The organism is Kallipyga massiliensis ph2 (assembly GCF_000311985.1).
Lineage (GTDB): Bacteria > Bacillota > Clostridia > Tissierellales > Peptoniphilaceae > Kallipyga > Kallipyga massiliensis.
Genome location: NZ_HE978585.1, coordinates 1,363,432 through 1,383,980 on the forward strand (window position 1 = coordinate 1,363,432; position 20,549 = coordinate 1,383,980).

The 20,549-nt window shown below is 48.8% G+C and carries 21 protein-coding genes; 1 reads left to right on the forward strand and 20 read right to left on the reverse strand.

The genetic code is table 11. The features are described from left to right. Positions 1-4 precede the first annotated feature (4 nt). The 17 genes from HGKM_RS06235 to HGKM_RS06315 all read right to left on the reverse strand — a co-directional run bounded on the left by HGKM_RS06235 (position 5) and on the right by HGKM_RS06315 (position 16,237). A complete protein-coding gene (locus HGKM_RS06235; protein WP_172634698.1) occupies positions 5-1,462 on the reverse strand; it encodes a sensor histidine kinase in 1,458 nt (485 codons plus the stop codon). Beyond that, positions 1,444-2,136 carry a response regulator transcription factor gene (locus tag HGKM_RS06240; RefSeq protein WP_019134477.1) on the reverse strand — a complete coding sequence of 231 codons (693 nt, stop codon included), beginning with the start codon at positions 2,134-2,136 and terminating at the stop codon, positions 1,444-1,446. The genes HGKM_RS06235 and HGKM_RS06240 overlap by 19 nt, the downstream gene beginning before the upstream one ends. Next, complete coding sequence (locus HGKM_RS06245) at positions 2,126-3,088, reverse strand: pseudouridine synthase (protein ID WP_172634699.1); 963 nt, start codon at positions 3,086-3,088, stop codon at positions 2,126-2,128. The genes HGKM_RS06240 and HGKM_RS06245 overlap by 11 nt, the downstream gene beginning before the upstream one ends. A 105-nt stretch (positions 3,089-3,193) precedes the next feature. Next, positions 3,194-3,613, reverse strand: a complete 420-nt coding sequence (locus HGKM_RS06250) for a P-loop NTPase family protein (protein WP_019134479.1) — start codon at positions 3,611-3,613, stop codon at positions 3,194-3,196. 61 nt (positions 3,614-3,674) lie between these two features. Beyond that, positions 3,675-4,046 (reverse strand): DUF1292 domain-containing protein, encoded by a 372-nt coding sequence (locus HGKM_RS06255; RefSeq protein WP_081585191.1) that lies wholly within the window; start codon positions 4,044-4,046, stop codon positions 3,675-3,677. 39 nt (positions 4,047-4,085) lie between these two features. Further along, positions 4,086-5,606, reverse strand: coding sequence for a beta-Ala-His dipeptidase (gene pepD / locus HGKM_RS06260; protein ID WP_019134481.1), 1,521 nt, complete (start codon positions 5,604-5,606; stop codon positions 4,086-4,088). Further along, complete coding sequence (locus tag HGKM_RS06265; RefSeq protein ID WP_019134482.1) at positions 5,593-6,432, reverse strand: CvfB family protein; 840 nt, start codon at positions 6,430-6,432, stop codon at positions 5,593-5,595. The genes pepD and HGKM_RS06265 overlap by 14 nt, the downstream gene beginning before the upstream one ends. Before the next feature lie 10 nt (positions 6,433-6,442). Further along, complete coding sequence (locus HGKM_RS06270; RefSeq protein WP_019134483.1) at positions 6,443-7,333, reverse strand: YitT family protein; 891 nt, start codon at positions 7,331-7,333, stop codon at positions 6,443-6,445. A gap of 153 nt (positions 7,334-7,486) precedes the next feature. Beyond that, a complete protein-coding gene (locus HGKM_RS06275) occupies positions 7,487-8,302 on the reverse strand; it encodes a metal ABC transporter permease (protein WP_019134484.1) in 816 nt (271 codons plus the stop codon). Further along, positions 8,296-8,973 (reverse strand): metal ABC transporter ATP-binding protein, encoded by a 678-nt coding sequence (locus HGKM_RS06280; RefSeq protein ID WP_019134485.1) that lies wholly within the window; start codon positions 8,971-8,973, stop codon positions 8,296-8,298. Before HGKM_RS06280 ends, HGKM_RS06275 begins: the two co-directional genes overlap by 7 nt. Then, positions 8,973-10,010 carry a metal ABC transporter substrate-binding protein gene (locus tag HGKM_RS06285; protein WP_019134486.1) on the reverse strand — a complete coding sequence of 346 codons (1,038 nt, stop codon included), beginning with the start codon at positions 10,008-10,010 and terminating at the stop codon, positions 8,973-8,975. Before HGKM_RS06285 ends, HGKM_RS06280 begins: the two co-directional genes overlap by 1 nt. A 156-nt stretch (positions 10,011-10,166) precedes the next feature. After that, positions 10,167-11,873: a phosphoenolpyruvate--protein phosphotransferase gene (gene ptsP, locus HGKM_RS06290; protein WP_019134487.1), complete on the reverse strand. Its 1,707-nt coding sequence runs from the start codon at positions 11,871-11,873 to the stop codon at positions 10,167-10,169. Between the two features lie 71 nt (positions 11,874-11,944). Continuing rightward, a complete protein-coding gene (locus tag HGKM_RS06295) occupies positions 11,945-12,205 on the reverse strand; it encodes an HPr family phosphocarrier protein (RefSeq protein WP_019134488.1) in 261 nt (86 codons plus the stop codon). Positions 12,206-12,268: 63 nt separating this feature from the next. Further along, positions 12,269-13,279, reverse strand: a complete 1,011-nt coding sequence (locus tag HGKM_RS06300; protein WP_019134489.1) for a LacI family DNA-binding transcriptional regulator — start codon at positions 13,277-13,279, stop codon at positions 12,269-12,271. Positions 13,280-13,431: 152 nt separating this feature from the next. Then, positions 13,432-13,896, reverse strand: coding sequence for a hypothetical protein (locus HGKM_RS06305; RefSeq protein WP_019134490.1), 465 nt, complete (start codon positions 13,894-13,896; stop codon positions 13,432-13,434). 11 nt (positions 13,897-13,907) lie between these two features. Further along, positions 13,908-14,393, reverse strand: a complete 486-nt coding sequence (locus HGKM_RS06310; RefSeq protein WP_019134491.1) for a YtxH domain-containing protein — start codon at positions 14,391-14,393, stop codon at positions 13,908-13,910. A 362-nt stretch (positions 14,394-14,755) separates the two neighbouring features. Next, on the reverse strand, positions 14,756-16,237 hold the full coding sequence (locus HGKM_RS06315; protein WP_019134492.1) for a GH25 family lysozyme: 1,482 nt from the start codon (positions 16,235-16,237) through the stop codon (positions 14,756-14,758). Between the two features lie 235 nt (positions 16,238-16,472). Here HGKM_RS06315 and HGKM_RS06320 point away from each other — a divergent pair, with 235 nt between their 5' ends. After that, the gene (locus HGKM_RS06320; protein ID WP_019134493.1) at positions 16,473-17,276 is read left to right on the forward strand and encodes an NAD(+)/NADH kinase; all 804 of its coding nucleotides are present in this window, start codon (positions 16,473-16,475) and stop codon (positions 17,274-17,276) included. Between the two features lie 68 nt (positions 17,277-17,344). On the opposite strand, the gene HGKM_RS06325 is transcribed toward HGKM_RS06320, so the two are convergent. The 3 genes from HGKM_RS06325 to HGKM_RS06335 are packed head-to-tail and all read right to left on the reverse strand — an operon-like array spanning position 17,345 to position 20,505. Beyond that, a complete protein-coding gene (locus HGKM_RS06325; protein ID WP_019134494.1) occupies positions 17,345-18,736 on the reverse strand; it encodes a peptidoglycan D,D-transpeptidase FtsI family protein in 1,392 nt (463 codons plus the stop codon). Continuing rightward, positions 18,723-20,009, reverse strand: a complete 1,287-nt coding sequence (locus HGKM_RS06330) for an FtsW/RodA/SpoVE family cell cycle protein (RefSeq protein ID WP_019134495.1) — start codon at positions 20,007-20,009, stop codon at positions 18,723-18,725. The genes HGKM_RS06325 and HGKM_RS06330 overlap by 14 nt, the downstream gene beginning before the upstream one ends. After that, the gene (locus tag HGKM_RS06335) at positions 20,002-20,505 is read right to left on the reverse strand and encodes an FHA domain-containing protein (RefSeq protein WP_019134496.1); all 504 of its coding nucleotides are present in this window, start codon (positions 20,503-20,505) and stop codon (positions 20,002-20,004) included. Before HGKM_RS06335 ends, HGKM_RS06330 begins: the two co-directional genes overlap by 8 nt. Between the last annotated feature and the right edge of the window lie 44 nt (positions 20,506-20,549).

Sequence of the window (20,549 nt, forward strand, 5' to 3'; positions counted from 1 at the left end):
CCTCCTAGACTAAGGAAACCGGCAGGACCATGGTGACCGTTGTTCCCGCTCCCAGCTTTGATTTAATAGTTAATGAGCCTCCGTGTGCCTTAGCAATCTCTTCGCAAATGGAAAGGCCCAGACCGGAATGGGACTGGGAGGAAGACCCCTTCCAAAATTTCTCGGTCACCAGGTGGATTTCTTCTTCAGAAATCCCGATCCCGGTATCGGTAATCGAAGCGGTAACCATGTTATCTTCTTCCTGAATCTCAAAGAAAATGGTCCCCCCCTCATTGGTGAACTTGATAGCATTGTCCAGGACGTTGAGGAACATCTGCTTAATTCGGTTTTCGTCAGCCATAATGGGAATGACATTGGAAGAATAGCGATAGACGACATCAATCTTTTTTTCCTGGGTCCTTGGGCGAACCTGAGAAATAAGGTGGTTAGCCACGTCAACCAGGTCAATTTCTGTCTTGGATAGCTTGATCCGTCCGGAAGAAAATCGGGAAAAATCCAAAAGGTCCTCCACCATGGCGGAAAGACGCTCGGATTCCTTCTCAATAATCTTTAATCCTTCTTCCTGGATTTCCTGGCTGATCCCCGGGGTTTGGAGGGTGATGGACCAACCCTTAATGGAGGTCATGGGGGTCCTTAGCTCATGGGAAATGGAGGAGATGAAGTCGTTCTTGAGCTTGTCTTTCTCCTGGAGGTTGTCCGACATAATATTCATGGTACGAGCCAAGTCCCCAATTTCCCCCATGTTGTCTTCATCCGCTCGAACATCCAACTGACCATCGGCCAACTTGTTGGCTACTCGGGTTAAATTTTTTATCGGCTTTAAAATCGAAGCGGAAACAAAGAAAGAAATGGTGACACCCAGGATAAGGGCAAAGACGGCAAAAACCAAGGAGAGGAGGACCCTCTGATTAATCATGGAATTCACCGGATCCAAGGAGGTGGTCAAACGAAGGATTCCCACCTGGTTGGTTTGGTTCCAAAGGGGTTGGGAAAGGGACATGACAGGCTCATCGGTATAGGATGGCGTGTAAACCAGGTGTCCGGTCCGGTTTTCCTGGGCCTCTTTCACATCCGGTGTCTCCAAAACCGTCCCCAATTGCTTGGAAGCAATGGAGTCAAAAAGCACCTTGCCGGAATTCGAAAGAATCTGTACCTGAGAAGCATTGGACCGATAAAACTGGTTTTTGTTTTCAGTGACGACTGCATTCAGATCCTGGTTGGAAAGGTAGGTCAGGAAAAGGTCGGAATTGTAGTTGGCTTGGGTGGAAAGGGTGGCTGCGACATTCTCATAATAATAGGACTTGGTCGAGTGGAGGTAAAAGAGCTCAAAAACCAAGATGACTAAAAAAATAACCACAGCAAAAAGACCCATCACTCGGAAGGAAATGGTATCCGTCACTGTATGGGTATTTCGTCGAAAATCTTTTGCCCTGGATTCGATTTTTACTTGATCTTCTTCCACCGGTATCCCACTCCCCATACAGTTTCTAAATAGACAGGCTTGGCCGGATTTTCTTCCACCTTAGCCCGGATTCTTCGGACATTGACATCGACAATTTTGGTCTCCCCATTATAGTCTTCTCCCCAGATGGCGGACAGGATGAAATCCCGGCTTAATGCCTTGCCCGACTCCTCGAAGAACAGTTTGATGATGGACAGCTCCGTTGGGGTTAAGTCAATTTCCCGACCCTCTTTATAAAGCGTTCTGGCTTCCAGGTCCAGAACAAAGGGGCCTTGCTCAATCCTCAACTCTTCCTCATCCGTATCAATGTCCAACCGACGGATCAAGGACTGGATTCGGAGGACCAGCTCATGGGGGTTAAAGGGTTTGATCATGTAATCGTCCGTCCCCTTCTCCAAGCCCAAGATCCGGTCCACATCCTGGCTTTTTGCCGTAAGCATGATAATCCCGATTTTTGGTCTTTCACGGCGGAGGGTTTCACAAACATCATATCCGGAAATCCCGGGAAGCATGAGGTCAAGAATAGCTAGATCCGGCTCTACCCGGCGGGCAATTTCTAATCCTTCCTCCCCACTTTCCGCCTCATAGATCTTCCATCCTTCCTGTTCTAAATTGATCCTTGTGAACTTCCGGATGGCTTCTTCATCTTCTACCAAAAGAATTTTAACGGCCATGGATCCCCCTTTCATTTTGGAATGCTCGGTCAACCGCTAGCTTCAGTCTATCAAATTCAGCCCTCTGGTTGGAAAAAACTTTCAACCCTTCTAATTCATCCATCCCCTCGATTTCATGGAAAACCAGACCAAAAGAAAGAAGGAGCTGGTGGGGAAAGGAACCATCTCCTTTCTTCCCGTATCGCCGATCCCCAACAAGGGGGTGACCGATGGAAGCCAGGTGGGCCCGGATCTGGTGGTATCGGCCGGTCCGGAGGCGGACTTGAATGTAAGACCAATCCGGATGACCTTCCAGAACTTCCACCTCCGTGATGGCCTCCTGACCCTCTTGAGAAAGCTCCATGGTCTGTCCCTGCTTTTCCAGGGACCGATCGATGGTAAAATGACCTTCCATAAAACCGTGGCAGTAGGCCCGATAGTATTTGTCAATTTTTCCTTCAGAAAGTGCCCGGTTTATCGCCAAGGCCCCCCTATGACTCTTCAGGCCAATAACCAGGCCGGCTGTATTAAAATCCAGACGATTAGCCAAGGCAGGCCGGAAAGAATGCTCCAATCGAGGGATATAGTCCCCCTTGTCGATCAGGTAGGCCTCCAGGGCATCGACCAGGTTATTCCCGTAATCTTTTTTTGATGCCGCATGGGATAGGAGTCCGGCCGGCTTGTCGATAATACAGATATGGTCATCCTCATAGAGGATGGATAGTGAAATTCTTGACCGACGAGGTCTGGCTTCCTCTTCTAAAGGTTGAAGGACCTCCTCGTAGAGGTAAAATTGGATCCGATCGCCCACCGCTATGATTTGTTCCGCTCTTGCCCTCTGTTTGTTCACCTTAATCTTCTTTTTCCGAACCTGTTTTTGGAGGAAAGACGGGGATGCTTTGGGCAAATATTTGGAAAGGAAGCGGTCCAGGCGCTGTCCCCCATCATTCGGTCCAATTTCAATTTCCCTCATTTCCCCGTCTCCTTCCTTTTTCTTTTCTTCCATCCTTAACCAGTAGACAGAAAAGAGTAAAAAAACAGCGCTTCCGGAGGAAGCGCCGCTTCGCTTACTTGAAACTTAGTCGTCCAGCTCTACAAATTGAAGATCGGCATCCACCGGGAAATCTTCCTTTTTCAGGGCTAAACCCATATAGATCTGAACATTGTTCTTATCCGCAAGTTGGCGGAAGCGGGGAATCAAGTCATGGATCTTATCCGAAAAATCGATTAAGTCATAGAGACCATCCAGATAAAGCTTCTCAATATCATAGTCAGAAGCAACGATACCGGCTAAAAATCCTTCCAAAAGATCCAGGTTGTCAATTCCAAATTCATGAGCATCAATTAAGCGAACGTCATGGTCCAGGGAGAAAATCTGTGCATTATCGGAGTCAATGAAGACAATATTTCCATTGCCGGATCTTTTTTCAGCATTCGCTTCTTGAATGAGATAGTTGGTTTTTCCGGATCCGGATGGTCCTAAAACAAATGTCAGCATGGCTACCCTCTTTCTATTTATTCCTTCTTTTCATTGGTTACAATATTGTCCGGGCTAGAACTTAGTCAAGATCCTCGTCTTCCCAATTATCCGCCTTTAATTCTTCCTCGTCCATGAGACGAGTGAATTCATCAGCGGCCCGGGTAAACTCCTCCTCGGATTCAATCATGGTTAATTCAACTTCATCCGAGTTCGGCGATTCTTGATATTCATAGAGCAAGACTTTTCCGTCTTCATCATCCACTGCCAGAAGGGCAATATACTCCTTGCCTTCCAGGGGATAAATGGCTAGGACTTCACATTCAACCTGGCTATCGTCCTCAAGGGTCAATAAAAGGCTTTCCTTCTGGTGGTCATGATGGTCATGCCCACACTGGCAATCATGGCCATGTTCGTCCGCTTGGATCCGGTCATTTTGGCTGTTATCGGTCATAGTCTCCTCCATAAAAATTAAAGTCATCGCTTTCCACCATTATACACTTTCCCTCTCCTCTTCCCTAGCCCCTGTTGAAATTTCTTTGACCAATTCCCGAAGAAGAGTAAAGTTTCGGAGGCAGGATTGGGCATCCAGCCTTTCAAAGGGGGTATGGGCCTGTTCAATGGTCGGCCCCATGGAAAGAATATCCAGGTCCGGATTTTTCTTGGCAAAGATGCTTGTTTCCAGGCCCGTATGGATAGTTTGCACCCGGGCCTCTTGTCCGAACAGTTTCAAATAGGTTTTCCGGTAGGCCTTTCGGAGTAAAGAGTCTTCCTTGGATTCCCATACAGGATAAAGCAGGTGAAAGTCACAATAAGCCTGGAAGACCCTGTTGATTTCCTGAACTCTTCCATTGAGTTCTTCCAAAAGGGTGTAAGACAGAGACCGGGAGAGGATGGTGAAGGAAAGGACCTCATGACCGGTTTCTACCAAGGCAAGGTTAGTGGACGTCACCACCTGATTTTTATCCTCCGAGAGGTCCTGAATTCCGTGTGGAAGGGATTCTAATAGGGAGAGGACTCTTTGACTGACCATTTTACTGAGGGGGCGAATTCGCTCGGAAGAAGGGGTCATGGTGATAAATACATCCGGATCACTTTTCAGAAGGGATTCTTTCATTTTCCCTCCCACCTCGTCCAATCTTTCCCGGAAGAAATTTTCTCCTACTCTTGGAAAAGCGACCAGGGCTAAGGCATGGTCAGGAATAGCGTTGGAAGCAAGGCCAGCCTTCAAAGATACCAGGCGATAGTCCAGATTTCCCGGAAGCTTACGGAGGAGCTCGGCCATGGACTTAATCGCATTGGTATGGATATCTAAGATGGAAATGCCGGAGTGGCCTCCACGGAGGCCGCCCAACTCAATCCGAGCTAAAGACCAGTCCTCAGGAAGGTCTTCCCGGTCCAGGTCCATTTGAAAATGGCCGACGACCGAACCCGGGCTGGCATCAACGGCGATCCCTTCCTGCTCACTATCCAGGTTAATCAGAAAATCTCCGGATAGAAGGTCGGGGTCCAAAGCCTTGGCCCCGTCCATCCCCACCTCCTCTTCCTTGGTGAAAATGAGCCGGATCCTGGGTCGGTCCTTTTCCTGGGCGATAAAAGCCAGGGCCGTGGCAAGACCAATTCCGTCATCGGCGCCCAAGCTGGTCTCCTTGGCCCGGATCCAACCGTCCTCGAAAAACCAATCCACTCCTTGGCTCGCAGGATCCCGGTCGGCACCGGGCCCTTGTCGACAGACCATGTCCATATGAGCCTGGAGGATCAAAAAGGGGTCCTCTTCCTTCCCCGGCCCGGCAGGTGCTTCAATAATGATATTTCCATAATCATCTGAAAAGGCCCGGCAACCCAATTCCCTGCCCATGGAAGTCAGGGCCTTGCCCAAGACCTCCTCATGGCGGGAAGGACGGGCTATGGCAGCGATTTTTGCAAAATACTGGAAGATGGGATGGGAGAGCACTTCCTCTCCTTCAAAATCGCTTCCCATCTGGTCAAACTCTTTATGATTACCGCTTATCATTTCGGTCCTTTGATGGATTAATAGACAAGCCATCCCCTTCGAAACGAACAGCCCCTGTTTTCAGGAGCCTTCCAACGGACCGCTTGAATTGGGCCTTGGACATGCCGAAGAGGAGCTTGATATCCGCGGGAGAGGACTTGTCATTGACGCGGAGGAAGCCATGGTTGGCCGAAAGGGTTTGGTAGATGGTTCGGGCATCTTCATCCAACCTCTGATAGGCCCGAGTTTTCATGGATAGGTCCACCTTCCCGTCTTCTTTCACATGGGTTACCCGGCAGGTTACTTCTTCACCAATTTGTAAAATTCCTTCCGTCTTATCGGTGGGAATCAGACCATTGTACTTTCCCTCGACCAGGCAGAAAGACCCGTAGTCTCTATTTTTCGCATAGACCCGGGCCTGGACCTGGTCGTTTTCTTTCAGACCTCTGGCCGGTTGGAAATAGGGGTTCACCTTCATGGTCGCTGCCAAACGACCTTCTTTATCCAAATAGCAGGCGACCAGGACCAGGTCCTCCTTTTTCAGCTTTCCGATGATCTCACTTCTTGGAAGAAAAAGATCTTTGGGCAGACCCCAGTGGAGGAAGGCTCCGATTCGGGCTGTGTCCACCACCTCCAGTATCGCCAGACCACCCAATTCAATCATGACCTCTCTGGTTGTTGCGATGGGTCGGTCCTCACTATCCGTATATAAGTAAACATCCAGGATCTGGCCAACTTGAGCATCTTCCGGACATTCCTTTTTGGGCAAAAGGATATTTCCTTCTAAGATTGCCCCCATGGGCCGAATCCGTTCAATTTTTAAGTATTGGCGTTTTCCAAGTTCCATGTTTAACTCCCTAGTCTTCCATTATGTTTTCTACGAGCTTGTCCACCTGTTTGGTCTTGGGAAAGGTAAATCCCTCTCCCATGACTTCACTGGCGCTATAAACGTAGAAAAAGGCAGTGGGGTCGATTCTTTCCACCAGGGTCTTTATCTTCGCGTACTCTTGCTTCCGGACGATGGTAACAATCGTCTCTTTTTCTTTCTTGGTAAAACCGCCCCGGCTGGAAAGAAGGGTAACCCCCCTCCTAAGGTCTTTCATGATAAAGGCGCAAACCTCATCCTGTTTTTTCGTGATGATATTCAGGACCATCCGCCGGTCCAAACCGGTGATGGCATAGTCCAGGATCGCCGATTGAACCATAATAGCCACGACCGCATAAAGAGCCTTGTTGACCGAAATGAAAATGCCGGATAAAAGGACGACCACTCCATCCGAAATCAGGAAGCCGGTCGAATAGGAAATCCCGAAGTGAACATTGAGGATTTTTGTGACGATATCCGTCCCCCCGGTAGAAGCATTCTGGAGAAAGACAAAGGCCAAGCCTATCCCATAAAGGGTTGCCCCAATGATGAGGGCGATGATGGGAGAATCCGTAAGGGGTTCGGAAGGCATGAAATATCTTTCCATAAAAAAAACGGGAAGAGAATAGGAAAAAGCGCCGAAGAGGGTGTAGACGCCGAATGACCGGTCCAGGCAAATTAAACCGATGACAAAGAAAAGAACATTGCCCAGGTTCATTAATAAACCAACCGGCAAGAAGGGAAAAATCTGGTTGATGATAATGGATAGGCCGGACACCCCGCCGGCAGCCAAGTTATAGGGGACATAAAAATAGGTTGCCCCCAAGGACATGATAAATGAACCGAGAAAAATTAATGATAATTTTTTTAAGGTCGCCTGCACAAGATTTCCCTCCTTCTCATCCTTCGTAAAAATCGGTCGTAATCAGTAAGAAACCGGGCCTGACTTCCCGGGGGAAATCAGCCCGATTTCTATTTTACCATAGAACCGTTTTCAAAAAAAAGGCCCTTTGAATTCTTTCAAGGATTTGTAAAATTACCCATCCTTAAACTGAATATGCTTTCGATAAAAAGACCGGATGGCTAGATTGAGGAGAAAGATGAAGACACCGATCAAGACAATGGCTCCACCGGGCTTTAAAGAAAAGTAGTAGGAAAGGGTAAGACCGGAGAGGACCATGACCAGTCCCCAGAGGATCGACCGACGGACGGCGGATCCATAGGAATGGCAGGTGACCATGGCCGTAGCCACCGGGAGGATGAGGAGGGAGGAGACCATGAGGACACCAATCGTCTTGGAGGCGACGGCAATGGTCAGGGCGAGGAGAAAGGTAAAGAAAGAATCAATCCCCTCCGCCGGAAGGCCGGAAATTCTCGCCCCTACCGGATCCAGGCTTAGGAAAGCTAAGGGGCCGTAAAAAAGAACAAAAGAAAGGCTGATGACCAGGGAGAGAGCCGCAACGATCAGAACATCCTGAGTAGAGCTGGATACAATGGACCCGAAGAGATAGGATTCCATATTCGCCCCCATGGGAACCCAATCGGTGAAAAGAGAGGCTAGACCTACCCCAAGGGAAAGTACCATAGCCGTGGCCAGGTCTCCGTTCTTCGGAAATTTTCGCCGAAGGCCTTCAATGGCAAAGGCCCCGACCAGGGTCATAAGGATGGCCCCATAAATAGGAGCAATACCTAAGACCAGGCCCAGGCCGATTCCTGCCAGGGAGCTGTGGGCCAGGGCATCTCCGATAGTCGATGTCCGCCGGTTGACGACCACCACCCCCATCATGGGGATGGTCAAGCCGAGAAGGAGTCCAACGAGCAAAGCTCTTTGCATAAAGGCATAACTTAGCATGACAACTCCAGTCTATGGTCAGAAATCTCATAAGTTTTCCCCCAATGAGACTTGCCCAGGGCGGTTTCATGGGTCACCATGATCACGGTCATGTCATGAACCCGGTTCATATGGTCCAGGATGTCAAAAAGAACTTTCTTATGGGCCTCATCCACACCTACCGTGGGTTCATCCAGGAGGAGGACCTTGGGCTCCTTGACCAGGGCCTTGGCAATTAGGATCCTTTGTTTTTGGCCCCCGGATAAGTCGTGGAAGTTGGTCTTCGCGAAGTCCTCCATACCCAGGTGGTGGAGGGAGTGGGCAATTTGCTCCTTTTCTCCCCGGGTCCGGTAGAAGCGGGGAAAAATTTCCCCCGTGAGTCCCAGACCCACCATCTCCTCGCAGGAAATGGGAAAGGCCGACTGGTTAGCAGGATCCACTTGGGGAACGTAACCAATAGCTTTCCTAACCTCCCTGGTAAAAGATCTTTTTCCGAACACGAGGATCTCACCCCCGTCCGGATGGAGTTCCCCGGCCAAAATTCGGAGGAGGGTGGATTTCCCTCCCCCATTTTCTCCAAGAATGCCCACATAATCCCCTTGATGAATATCCAAATTAATCCCACGAAGGACCGGACCCGATTCATAGGAAAAAGAAAGATCCTTGATTTGGTAGACCGGCTGATTCTTCATTATTCCCCGTCTCCACTTTCTCCTTCAAAAGATTGAACAATGGACTCCAAATTCTTTTCCATGAGGGTAAAATAGTTTTCGCCTTTTTCTCTTTCCTTATCATCAATGCTTTCAATGGTATATAAGGGGAGAGCCTTCCCGGCAATCTCCATGGCCAGGTTCTGGGCGGCTGAGTCATCCCCAAAGCCCTCATAGAATATTGTGGTAATTCCTTGTGAAGTAGCCAAGTCAACGATTTGCCGGATCTTTCCGGCGGAAAGCTGGCCATCCGCATGGTGACCCTGGAGGCCCACCTGTTGGAAGCCGTAGTCCCGGCAAAGGTAAGAAAAGGCCAGGTGGGGAACAATCAGGGTCTTCCCTTCTTTTCCGGCCAAAGCCTTGGAATACTTGTCGCCCAGGTCCTGAAATACCTTCTCCAGCTTGCCCCATTGATCCTTAAAATAATCTTTATTCGCAGGATCCATGTCAACCAAGGCCTGGTAGACATTTTTCGCCTGGATTCTTGCCGCTTTGAGAGAGGTCCAGAAATGGGGATCCATTCCACCATGGTCATGGTCCTCATCATGGTCGTGATCTTCATCATGGTCATGGTCGTCATCGTGGTCATGGTCGTCATCTTCGTCGTGGTCGTGATCTTCGTCATGGTCGTGTTCAGCCATGATAAGATCAATGCCTTGGCTAGTATCCACCAACTTGATGGAGGGATCCAGAGAAGCGCTAAGATTATCCAACCATCCCTCCAGACCCGCACCGTTAATCAAGAAAAGATCGGCCTGGTTGATCTTCCGGATCAAGTCCGGACTAGGTTCCCAGTGGTGGAGGTCTCCCCCTCCCTGGACCAGGTTTTTCACCTCAACTTTTTCCCCGCCAATCATCCGGGCAAAATCATAGAGGGCTGGTGTGGTCACATAGACCTTCCGTTGGGATTCCTTTTTACCAGATTCTTCCGATTCATGAGTCGTCTTCTTCCCACATCCTGCAAGTACAAGAGCAAGGGAAAAAACAAGAAATAGGGATAAAATTGTTTTTCTTCGCATTTTCAGTCTCCTTCTTTATTCATTCGATAATTTGATCAAATGTCTTAAAGACAAAGAATGAGGAAGCCAAAGCTTCCTCATTCCGATTCATTCTTTTCTTCTATTGTAACGAAGAAGGAGATTTCTTCAATCTTTCAAAGAAACTTTCAAATGTTTTTACTGGATCGGGTTTTCAGCGACCAGTTTTTCCACCTTATCCAAGCGGCCAGCGGCCAATATCTTTTCGGCAAAGGCCTGGGCGGAGTCAAGCCGGGCACCAAGGACCAGGTCCTTGACCTTGGCCACCTGGGACCCCACAACAGAAAACTCATCCAGTCCCATGCCCAGAAGCATATAGGTGGCCCTGTGGTCGGAAGCAAAACCGCCGCACATGCCGCACCATTTGCCGGCCCCATGAGCCGCATCGATGACTTTTTTTATCGCCCGGAGGACCGAGGGCTGGTAGGAATTGTAGATGCCGGCGACCTTATCATTCCCCCGATCAGCAGCAAGAATATACTGGGTTAGATCGTTGGTCCCTATAGAGAAGAAGTCGCAATACCGGGCCAGGTCATCCGCAATGAGGACCGAAGCCGGAGTCTCGATCATGATTCCTACTTCCATCTCCTCATTAAAAGGAATTCCTTCCTGGCGGAGGTCCTCTTTTATCGAGGCGATCCGGTCCTGGGCCTCCAAGATTTCATCTACGGAAACCACCATGGGCAAAAAGAGTTTCACATTGCCAAAGGCGGATGCCCGGAGGATGGCCCGTACCTGGGTTTCAAAAACCTCCGGGAGGTCGAAGGAAATCCGCAGGGCACGCCAACCTAAAAAAGGATTGTCCTCCTTAGGAAAGTCAAAGTAGGAAAGGGACTTGTCTCCCCCGATATCCAGGGTCCGAATAAGGAGGGGGGACTGACCCAATCTTGAAGCCGCTGCCTGATAGACCTGAAATTGTTCTTCTTCGCTGGGGAAATGGTCATTTTCCATATAGAGAAATTCTGTCCGGAAGAGACCAACCCCGTCGGCCCCTCGTTTTAGCCCTTCCTTCAAGTCCTCTAAATTACCCACATTGCAGACAACCTCAATTTTCTTCCCATCCTTGGTAACGGCCTCCTTATCCTTAACCTTTTCCAGGCGAGCTCTCTCTTCCTCCCGGTCGTGGATTTTCTCTCGGTAAACTTTTTTGGTTTCTTTATCCGGATTGACCAGGAGGAGACCCTGGTCGGCATCCAGGATCAGGTCATCCCCCTCCTCCACTTCCTGGCTTACCGTCTTCATACCGACAAGGGCAGGAATATCCAGGGTTTGGGCGATGATGGCCACATGGGAGGTCTTCCCACCCAGATCATTGGCAAAGCCCAAAACATGGGCCCGGTCCATGGTGGAAGTATCCGAAGGGGTGAGTTCTGAAGAAATAACAATGCAGTCTTCATCAAGATGGGAAAGGTCTCCCCCGTCCACTCCTTCCAGGATATAGAGGAGGTTTTGACCGATGTCTCTATAGTCCGCCCCCCTTTCCCTTAAGTAGGGATCATCCAGGGATTCCATCATGGCCGCCATCTGGTTGGCGGTCTCCCGAAGAGCCCAGGAAGCACCAACCTTTTCGTCTTTGATCAGACCGGATGCCGTTTCAATAAAATAGGGATCTGAAAGGAGTTCCATATGGGCCTGGGTGACGGACGCCTGAACTTCGTTGTCTGATTCCGTACTCTTGAGCTTTTCAAGGTAGGAATCAAAGGCGGATTTTAGCCTCTCCAGTTCTTTTTCCGTCCCCCCCTCCACCATTTCTTTTGTAATAGTCAGGTCCACTTTCGAATAAATTTTTGCCGGGCCCATAGCCATGCCGGGCGAGGCAGTCAGGCCTTTCAGTTCTTTGAGCATATTCCACTTTTCCTTTCCTCGTGAAAGAAAAATAAAAAAGGGGGACCGGATGGCGCCCCCTTTTATCCTTCTTATTCCGTCAGGCTTTGGATGAAATCCACCACCCGGTCCACGTATTCTTCTTCATTCTCGCCCGTTACACGAACGAGAATTTCTGTCCCCTTTGAAATTCCAAGGCTCATGACGTTGAAGATGGATTTGGCATTGGCTACCTTTCCATCTTTTACCAGTTCCACATCGCCAGGGATGTTCTTGACAAACTGGACAAGGGCTGCAGCCGGACGGGCGTGAAGCCCGGTTTCATTGGTGACGGTAACTTTTTTCTCTGCCATAAAAACCTCCTTATAAACAAATGCTCCTTACTTCACCTTCAATCAGTAATTCTTTTCAATAGTTCAACGTTTCTTTGTCGATTGACCATCAAGAATTTGAACCGGTAAACGAATCGGCTCTTTGATGCTTTCCTTATTTTGAAGGATTTTGGTCAACATCCGCATAGCCACCGCACCCATGTCATAATAGGGCTCCTGGATCGTCGTTAGCTTGGGACGGATAATTTGTGTAAAATTGGACCCTCCAATGCCTGTAACCTGGAGATCATTCGGCACGTTGATTTCATGATCATAGCAGTAGGAGAGGACGCCAAAGGCCAATTGGTCGCTTTGACACATCAGGCAGTCCAGGTCATCAACAAAGTCTTTCTTTTCTTCATAGAACTTTTTCATAGCCTGGTAGCCGGCCTCGCTGGTCGTATCCCCGGCCATAATGGGATAAGTCTCCAGTCCGTGGTCTGCCATGGCCTCTTCATAGCCTGCCAATTTTTCTTGGGCAAACTCATAGGTGTTATTCCCATAGAGATAGGCAACCTTTTTGTTGCCAAGCCGACAAACGTGGTCTGCTATCTCTTTCATTGCATTCTTATAATCGATAGCAACCGTGTGGGTCTCCTTGGATTGATAGTAGCGGTCCAGAAGCATGTAGGGAATCTGGTAGTCACGAATCTTAATAATGATCTCCGGATCAATTTTTTCGGTCACCAGGATGATCCCCTCGACCTGTTTACGGTAGAGGAAATCCACAGCCTTCTTCTCCAAGTCTAAATCGCCATAGCTGGAGGTAAGAAGGATATCGTACTTGTACATACGGCCAATTTCTTCCGCACCGCGGACCATTTGGGCCATATAGTCAATGCCAATGTCCTTGATCAAAATGCCAATGGAGTTGGACTTTTTCATGACCAAACTCCGGGCAAGCTCATTCGGCTTGAAGCCAAGTTTATCAATAGCATCTTCTACTTTTTTTTGGGCTTCCGGACTGACGGGCTTTGACTTGTTCATCACCCGTGAAACCGTCGAAATTGATACCCCGGCAATTTTTGCCACATCTTTAATGGTAGGTTGTCCCATGCGAGCACTCCGTTCAAAAAAAATAGTTTCAGGAATCACTTATATTTTACCATAAAAACGTTAACAAGCCTAGATAGCTGGCCCACTCTATTCATGAACTCATGTTGGCAAAGAAAAAGCCATCGCACGGATGGCTTTTTCGGTCTTCTCTACTAACGCCCTATCACATCTTTGGCAATCTTGGCGATTTCACGAACATAGCTCAAGGTGGAATTGGTCTTGGTTACCCCGGATGATAAAGAATCTGCGGTGTCAATTGCTGTCGCTGCCAGGTATTCCACCGTATCCGCTGCATCAGTGGTTAAGCGGGAGACACTGATGACCGTGTCCTTTGCCCCACTGATGGTATCAACGATGTCCGGTGAAGACTGGTCGAGAATCTTTGATACCTGACCCAGGGCCTGGTCCGTCTTCCCGGTAATGGTGGGAATAGTTTTTAGCGTCGCATCAAGTTCTTCCTTATTTTTCTCTAAAAGCTCACTTACAGCATCAACCGCCTTGGAAGCTTTTGATAAGACTTTGATGAGGTAGACAAGAGCGACAATAGCAACGATGATGAGGACGGCGAGTAAGAGTCCGTTTAGAGAAACGGAAAACATCATTTCGTTTCCTGGCATGGTCCTCCTCCTTATTTGTTATTGTTCTTCTCTTCCTCTTTTTTATATTCTTTCTTTGCAGCCTCGCCGGTCTTCTTGGCGGTGTCCTTGGCTGAGTTTTTCACTTCCTCGGCGGCTTCTTTGGCATCATCAACCGTCTTTTCCACCTTCTCCTTGATTTCTTTCTCATTCTCATCTAAAGACTTCTGAGCAGCGGAGAGGCCGGATTCAATAGCGGGGCCAATGGCTGTCACCTTGGATTGAAGCTCGTTACGGTATTCAGCCGCTTTATCCATGGCATCCTGGGCGCTTGCCTTGACCTTTTCCGTCGTTTCCTGGGCCATCTTTGCCAGGTCTTCGCGGGTTTCTTGACCGGACTTAGGGGCGAGAAGAACGCCGGCAGCACTGCCGATAGCCAGACCCATGAGGACTCCGATACCGATTTTTGAGGCATCCTCTACGCGTGCTTTCATGACTCTTTCCCTATTTTTTGCTTCAATGTAATCAATAATTCCCATAGCTTCCTCCTTATAAAAGTGAGATACAATTTTCTTTGTAACTATTATCTATCTATACCCAAATTTTTCAAGGATTATATCAACAATAATGATTTGGTAAAAAAAAACACCCGGCCTTTCGACCGGGTGCACAACATTGAGTATGTTGATCCTTGATCCCTAATAATTTAATACCTTCTGTTTGTGAAGGTGGGTTCGCTGTCATCCATCGCAGAAGTCCACTCGAAGGAGGCGTGTCATTGAAGGATAAACTCCGCAATCCCTTATAAGCGGCGTAGGTTTAATGTTCGGGCAACATCAAGGACATCTATAGTATAGCAAAACATTTAAGATCTTGCAAACATTTCCACGCCCTATTTTGTTTATTTGGGATGGTTACCGATCATTTTGGGATAATCCTTGTACATCCAGTTGACATCCAGGTTATATTTGTAACCCGGCACCCGTCCCCGACTTTCAAACTGCCAGATCTGGTAGGACCGGTTGTAGTTGGGGCGTTGAATTTTCACGCTCTTCCCGTCCCTAGTCCGACCATAGTGGGCCACCCAGGTTTCATAGTCCTGAAGTTCCTCCATATTGAGATGGTGGTTGAGCCAAGAAGAAGAAGCGTAGACCCCAACCACATAGCCTCGGTTGGCCAGGGTTTCTAAAAAGCCCTTTCCTGCCTGGGTCAATTGGTCTCTAGGGATTTTTCTCTGCTTGTACTCATCTTCCGTATCCCAGTAAACCGGAAGCTGGAGCTTGCGATTGCCCAGAATTTCCATCGTTTTAATCGCTTCCTGGACCCCTTCATCATAGGTTACGGCTGTGGAAAAATAATAGCAACCGACCGGAATCCCCCTCTTTCGAAACTCCTTATAATGAGTGGCAAAAGTGGGATCTTCATTGGGGGCAAGGACCTCCCGGTTCTGCCAGGAGTGGGCTACCCGGAGGATGACCCCTGTAATATTTTGGCACAAAAGATCATAGTCGATATCTGCAGGCCTCTGGTATTTGGAAATATCGATAACAAGCATACCCCCATCATCATTATATTTAGGGATAAGCTCCAATTCCCCTTGATTATTGGTGTCTTGTCCTGAGGAGATATGCTCATCCTTGGAAACCGTGAAATCGCTGTCGATAATATAGGTCGTCCCCCCCCGAGTTAGGGTCCGGGCTTCTCGAATCATGGCATTACCGTTCTCTCCGTCAAAATAATAGGACTTTCCGTTAACATTGACGATTCCGGACAGGCTGTAGGCCTGGGGGCCAAAGTAATAGGTTTTGCCCTCGACTTCCAGAAGTGTATTGGTATAAAGATTTCCATTGGGATCGGCAAAGTAGGACTTTCCTCCCAACATAACCCAAGCATTTTTAGCCAGACGTGTCCTGGACCCTTCCTGGTATGTATAAGCATTGTCCTTTTTGACTACCTGACCCTTAGGATTTTTGTATTCCTCACGCTTGGTGTTGACTCTTCCCGGCTCTCGAGACCTTTCCAGGGACCATGCCGAGGAAAGCTGGCCGGACTTCTTCGTTGAGAAAGACCGGATGGCTTGGGGATTGGTGGGATGGAGGGGGTTGGGCTTGTTTTTTGTCTCCTCCGTTTTTTCTCCAGATTTCCCACTATCTTTCTTTTGTGGACTTGACTGGGCCTCCGGATTGACTGAATCGGTAATGTCCATATCCTCTCCGGATTCCAGGTCACTTTCTTGTGAATCGTCTAGGAGCAAGGTCTGATAAATTCCCTGTGATGAGCCTTCCCCATCTCCATCCGAAGCTCGGACGGTAGAAAAAGGTGAACTGAGGAGGACAAGCAAGGCAAGACCCCCTGTCGCAAAACGTGTCAAATTTTTATTCATGGCACCTTCCTTTTATCTATGCATGATCGCCTGCTCAAACAGCAGTAGGGATCTTTAATATACCGTTTAAAGAACGATTAAATATAAAGGCTCTTCAAAAGGTTACAAGACGTTTACAGAAATATTATAGCAATCGGAAAAGACTTTCACAAGTTCTTCATGAAGAAGTAGTATAGAATAGGTAAAGAAGCTTGATCCATTGATTGTCTCAAGCCATTTTTCTAAAGGAGTTTCCATGATGACGAAAATTATCAATCTTTTCATAAAACCCAGCCCGCCCGCTCTCGCCATCCGGGACCACATTGTCAATTACTTAGTTCCCCAAGGATTTCGCATCAGTCCTGTCTACCTGGACCATGCCGACTATAACCTCGTCATTGGTGGAGATGGAACCTTCCTTCATGCCGTCCATAAGTCCCAGTTTTCCACCATTCCCTTCTGTGGGATCAATACAGGAACTTTGGGATTTTTCCAGGAATCCGACCTGGATAGCTTAGATAAAAACCTGAAGAAGCTGGTCGAGGGCGACTATCATATGGATGAACTCCTCCTTGTAGAAGCTGAGGTGGAGACCTCTTCCTGGACCTACCGACGTTGGTGTGTCAACGAATTCTCCGTCCAGTCGCCCAAGAGGAAGACGGTCCATTTTAGCCTATCCGTTGACCAGGTTCCCCTCCTCCACCTGGCCGGGGATGGCCTGATCGTCTCCACCCCCTCCGGATCCACAGCTTACAACTTATCCGCGGGAGGGGCCATTCTCTACCAAACGCTCAAAGGATACCAGATCACCCCCTTAAACCAGCTTCGGTCTAAGACCTACGAGGCCCTCCCCTCCTCTATCGTCCTCCCTTCATCGGCAGAAACAGAGGTTTCCTTTCCCCCGGATGAAAAGGACAAGGCCCTCCTGGTTACGGACGGGGTGGAAGAACACTTCCTTGGATTAAAAAAAATCACCTTCCGGCAAACCGGTAAAAAGATCCACCGGATTCTCTTTAATTCCAATTGGTATTGGTACAACCTAAAAGACAAATTGATATAGTCCTGAAAGAAAAGAATGGGTCCGGGAAACTCCCCCGGACCCGTTTTTTTTTAATGTAATAAATGGACTTATTGGCGGGAAAACCAATAATTAAGCATGGATAGAACTAAAGGTTGAGCGGCCTGGTAGCCCATACGCCCATCATCTTCAAGGACCAGACAAATGGCAATGGAGGGCTTGTCCATGGGGGCAAAGGCGCAGTAAAGGGCATTGGTGGATCCACCGGCAATCTGTGCCGTACCGGACTTCCCGGCCATGGGAACGGAAACCTGGTCCTGGGCCCCATTAGCTTGAGCCGTATCGTGGAGATAGTCCGCCACCATCCGGGCATGGTCCTTATCGATGTTCTGGAGAACCTTGCTTGTTGAATCCCGAAGAATCCCCCCATTGGGCGAGATGATGGACTTGACGAGTGTCGGTGTCATCATAACTCCCTCATTGGCAATGGCCCCATAAGCCATGGCCAGGTGGAGGGGTGATAGGGTGATTTCCCCCTGGCCAAAGGAGTTGGCGGCAAGAAGAGTGGGGTCCATTCCGCTTTTAAAAGGCGCCCTTGAAGAAGTGACCTTCAAGTCAAAAGGAATTTCCTTGTTGAAATTAAAGTTGTCAAAAACTCGACCAAATGCCTCCGGCCCCGCCTTCTGGGAAAGATCGGCAAAGTAGGTGTTGGAAGAGTGAATCAGAGCCTCCCGTAGGCCAATTTCTCCATACGCCTTTCCCTGGTAATTTTCAATGGCATACCCGGAGACAACGGTCTTCCCCTTGTCCTCATAGCTTTCCGCCTTTCCGGCATCCAGAAGGGCCATGGCAGAAACTGCCTTCAAAACTGAACCCGGGGTGTAGCGACCGTTGATGGCCCGGTTAACCAGGACATCTCCCTCGGTCTCCAGGAGGTCATTCCATGAGGAATCCACCTTGTTGGGGTCAAAAGAGGGGACAGAAACCATAGACAAAACTTCACCCGTCTGGGGATTGATGGCTACGGCTGCTCCCTTCTTCCCCTTGAGAAGCTTGTAGGTATAGGCCTGGAGGTCATGGTCAATGGTCAGCTGAACATCATTCCCCACCCCCTCATTCAGAACCTTCCCCCGGAGTTCAGCGATAGGGTTATCCTGTCCTAAATTGAGCAAATTCCCGTTTAAGGCCTTTTCCAGTCCCGACTTTCCATAGGTGTCGGAATTGTAGCCGATCAGGTGGGCATAAAGAGCGGGATACTTGGAATATCGGGTATAGGTCCCATCTTCCTCCTTGACCCGGTCCACCAGAACCTGGCTATTTCGATCCAGGAACTTTCCCCGTCCGAACTGGGATTCATCAACCCAGTTTCTGGGGTTGAGGTTGTGGGCCCGGAGGGCCGGCGCCTTTATGACTTCAAAATAGGTCAGGTAGAGGGCCAAGCCCAAAAAGGCCACCATCAAGATGGAAAAAAGGACCAGCATCCGGTTTCTAGACCGCTTCATATGAGGCCTCCATTCCCATCAAATCCTCTGAAGCGACCTGGAGGGCAGCTAAGAGGGCAAAGGAGGACACCAGGGACGATCCCCCATAGGTGAGGAAGGGGATGGTAATTCCTGTCAAGGGGATCAGCTTCATGGTGCCGGCAAACATGATAAAGGCTTGGGCGGCAAAGATGACCACCACGCAAAGGGCCAGGGCCGAGTAAAAATCCCTCTCCTGGTTCATAGCGGTTTTAAAGCCCCGGTAAAGGAGGATGACAAAAAGAAGGATGAGGCAGATTCCCATCATGGACCCGAACTCCTCGACAACAGAAGCAAAAATAAAGTCGGAATGTCCCAGGGGGACCCGCCCGGGTTGACCCAGTCCTACCCCGGTCCCAAAGAAGGATCCGGCAGCCAGGGCAAAAGCTGCTTGGATGACCTGGTAGCCCTTATTGTTATAATCCGCCCAAGGATCCCGCCAAATGGCGAATCGGTCCTGGATATAGGGGAAGATCCGATAGGCCACATAGAGGCCGGCCACAGCCAGAACCAGGTTCATGAAAGGGATCCAGGAATTCTTCTCATAAGCCAGCTGGGCGACTAAAAGGACGGCAAAAAAGACCACGGCCGTGCCTAGTTCTTTTTGGAGGAAGAAAAGGCCGATTAAAAGGAAAGTGGCCAGGGTCAAGGAAAGTTTTCTTAGAAGGGAAGTTTGGAACTCATCATAGCGTTTAAACCAGGAGGCGACAAAAAAGGCAAAGGGGATTTTGGCAAATTCCGAAGGTTGGACCTGGATCCCTCCGATGGTAATCCAGTTCTTGGCTCCATGTAAAAACTCCCCCAAGACCAAGGTGAGGACAAAGAGCAAGAGGGTCACTCCATAGTAAAAAATGATCTTTCCCTCCCAAAAGCGCTGGCCTACTTTCAAAATAAAATAGACCGAAAAATAGGCGATGAGGGCCATGAGGTAGGTGACCATCTGCTTGACCCCTAGGTCCGGCCGGATTCGATAAATCATAATAATGCCGATGGAAAAAATCATATTGACAATCATCAGCGGGTAGGGATCCCCGGTGGAAACCTTCTGGATGATGATAATGGAAATCGAGGAAGTCAGGATTAAACCTCCGGCGAAAAAGAGGGAGTCCACGGACAGGTCTTGGATATGAAAGAGAAAGGCCAGAGCCAGGGCCAGGACCTGGAATGTGATTAAAAGACCCAGTATCCCCTTGTGGTGACTCTGTACCGGCCGGTTGTCTTCATGCTTTTCCTCCCAAAGATGTAATTTATTCATGGTCACTACCCTCCATGAACATAAAGTCCAACTGGCCCAGGCGGATAATGTCCCGGTCTTGTAAAGGCATGGGTTGGTCAACCACCTGACCGTTGACCAGGGTGGGGTTGGTGGCCCCAAGGTCATCAATCAAAAAGTTATGACCTTCTTGGATAAAAACAGCCTGGTGTTTGGAGATGGTTCGGTCCTTGAGGATGACGTTGTTATCATCCGCCCGTCCGATCCGGGTATTATCCGTCAAATAATACTCATCTCGGACCGGAAAATTCACCATAGCCGGGTCCCCAAGGAAGCGGAGGTAGGGGTTGTCTGACTCCGGTTTGGTATAGGATGATCGAATATCCATGGAAATCATCTTCACAATCCGGGCGATGAAGGCCAAAACGATGATGACAAAGACGAACTTGATGACCGTGGATAAAATGATATAAAGGTTGATTTCTCCAAAGAGGTTCTTAAAAAAGACTTGCTCCAGCAAGTCGAAAACTTTATCCATAAATCCTCCTCTCTTTTAGGCCAATTATAGCATAGGCTGTGTGG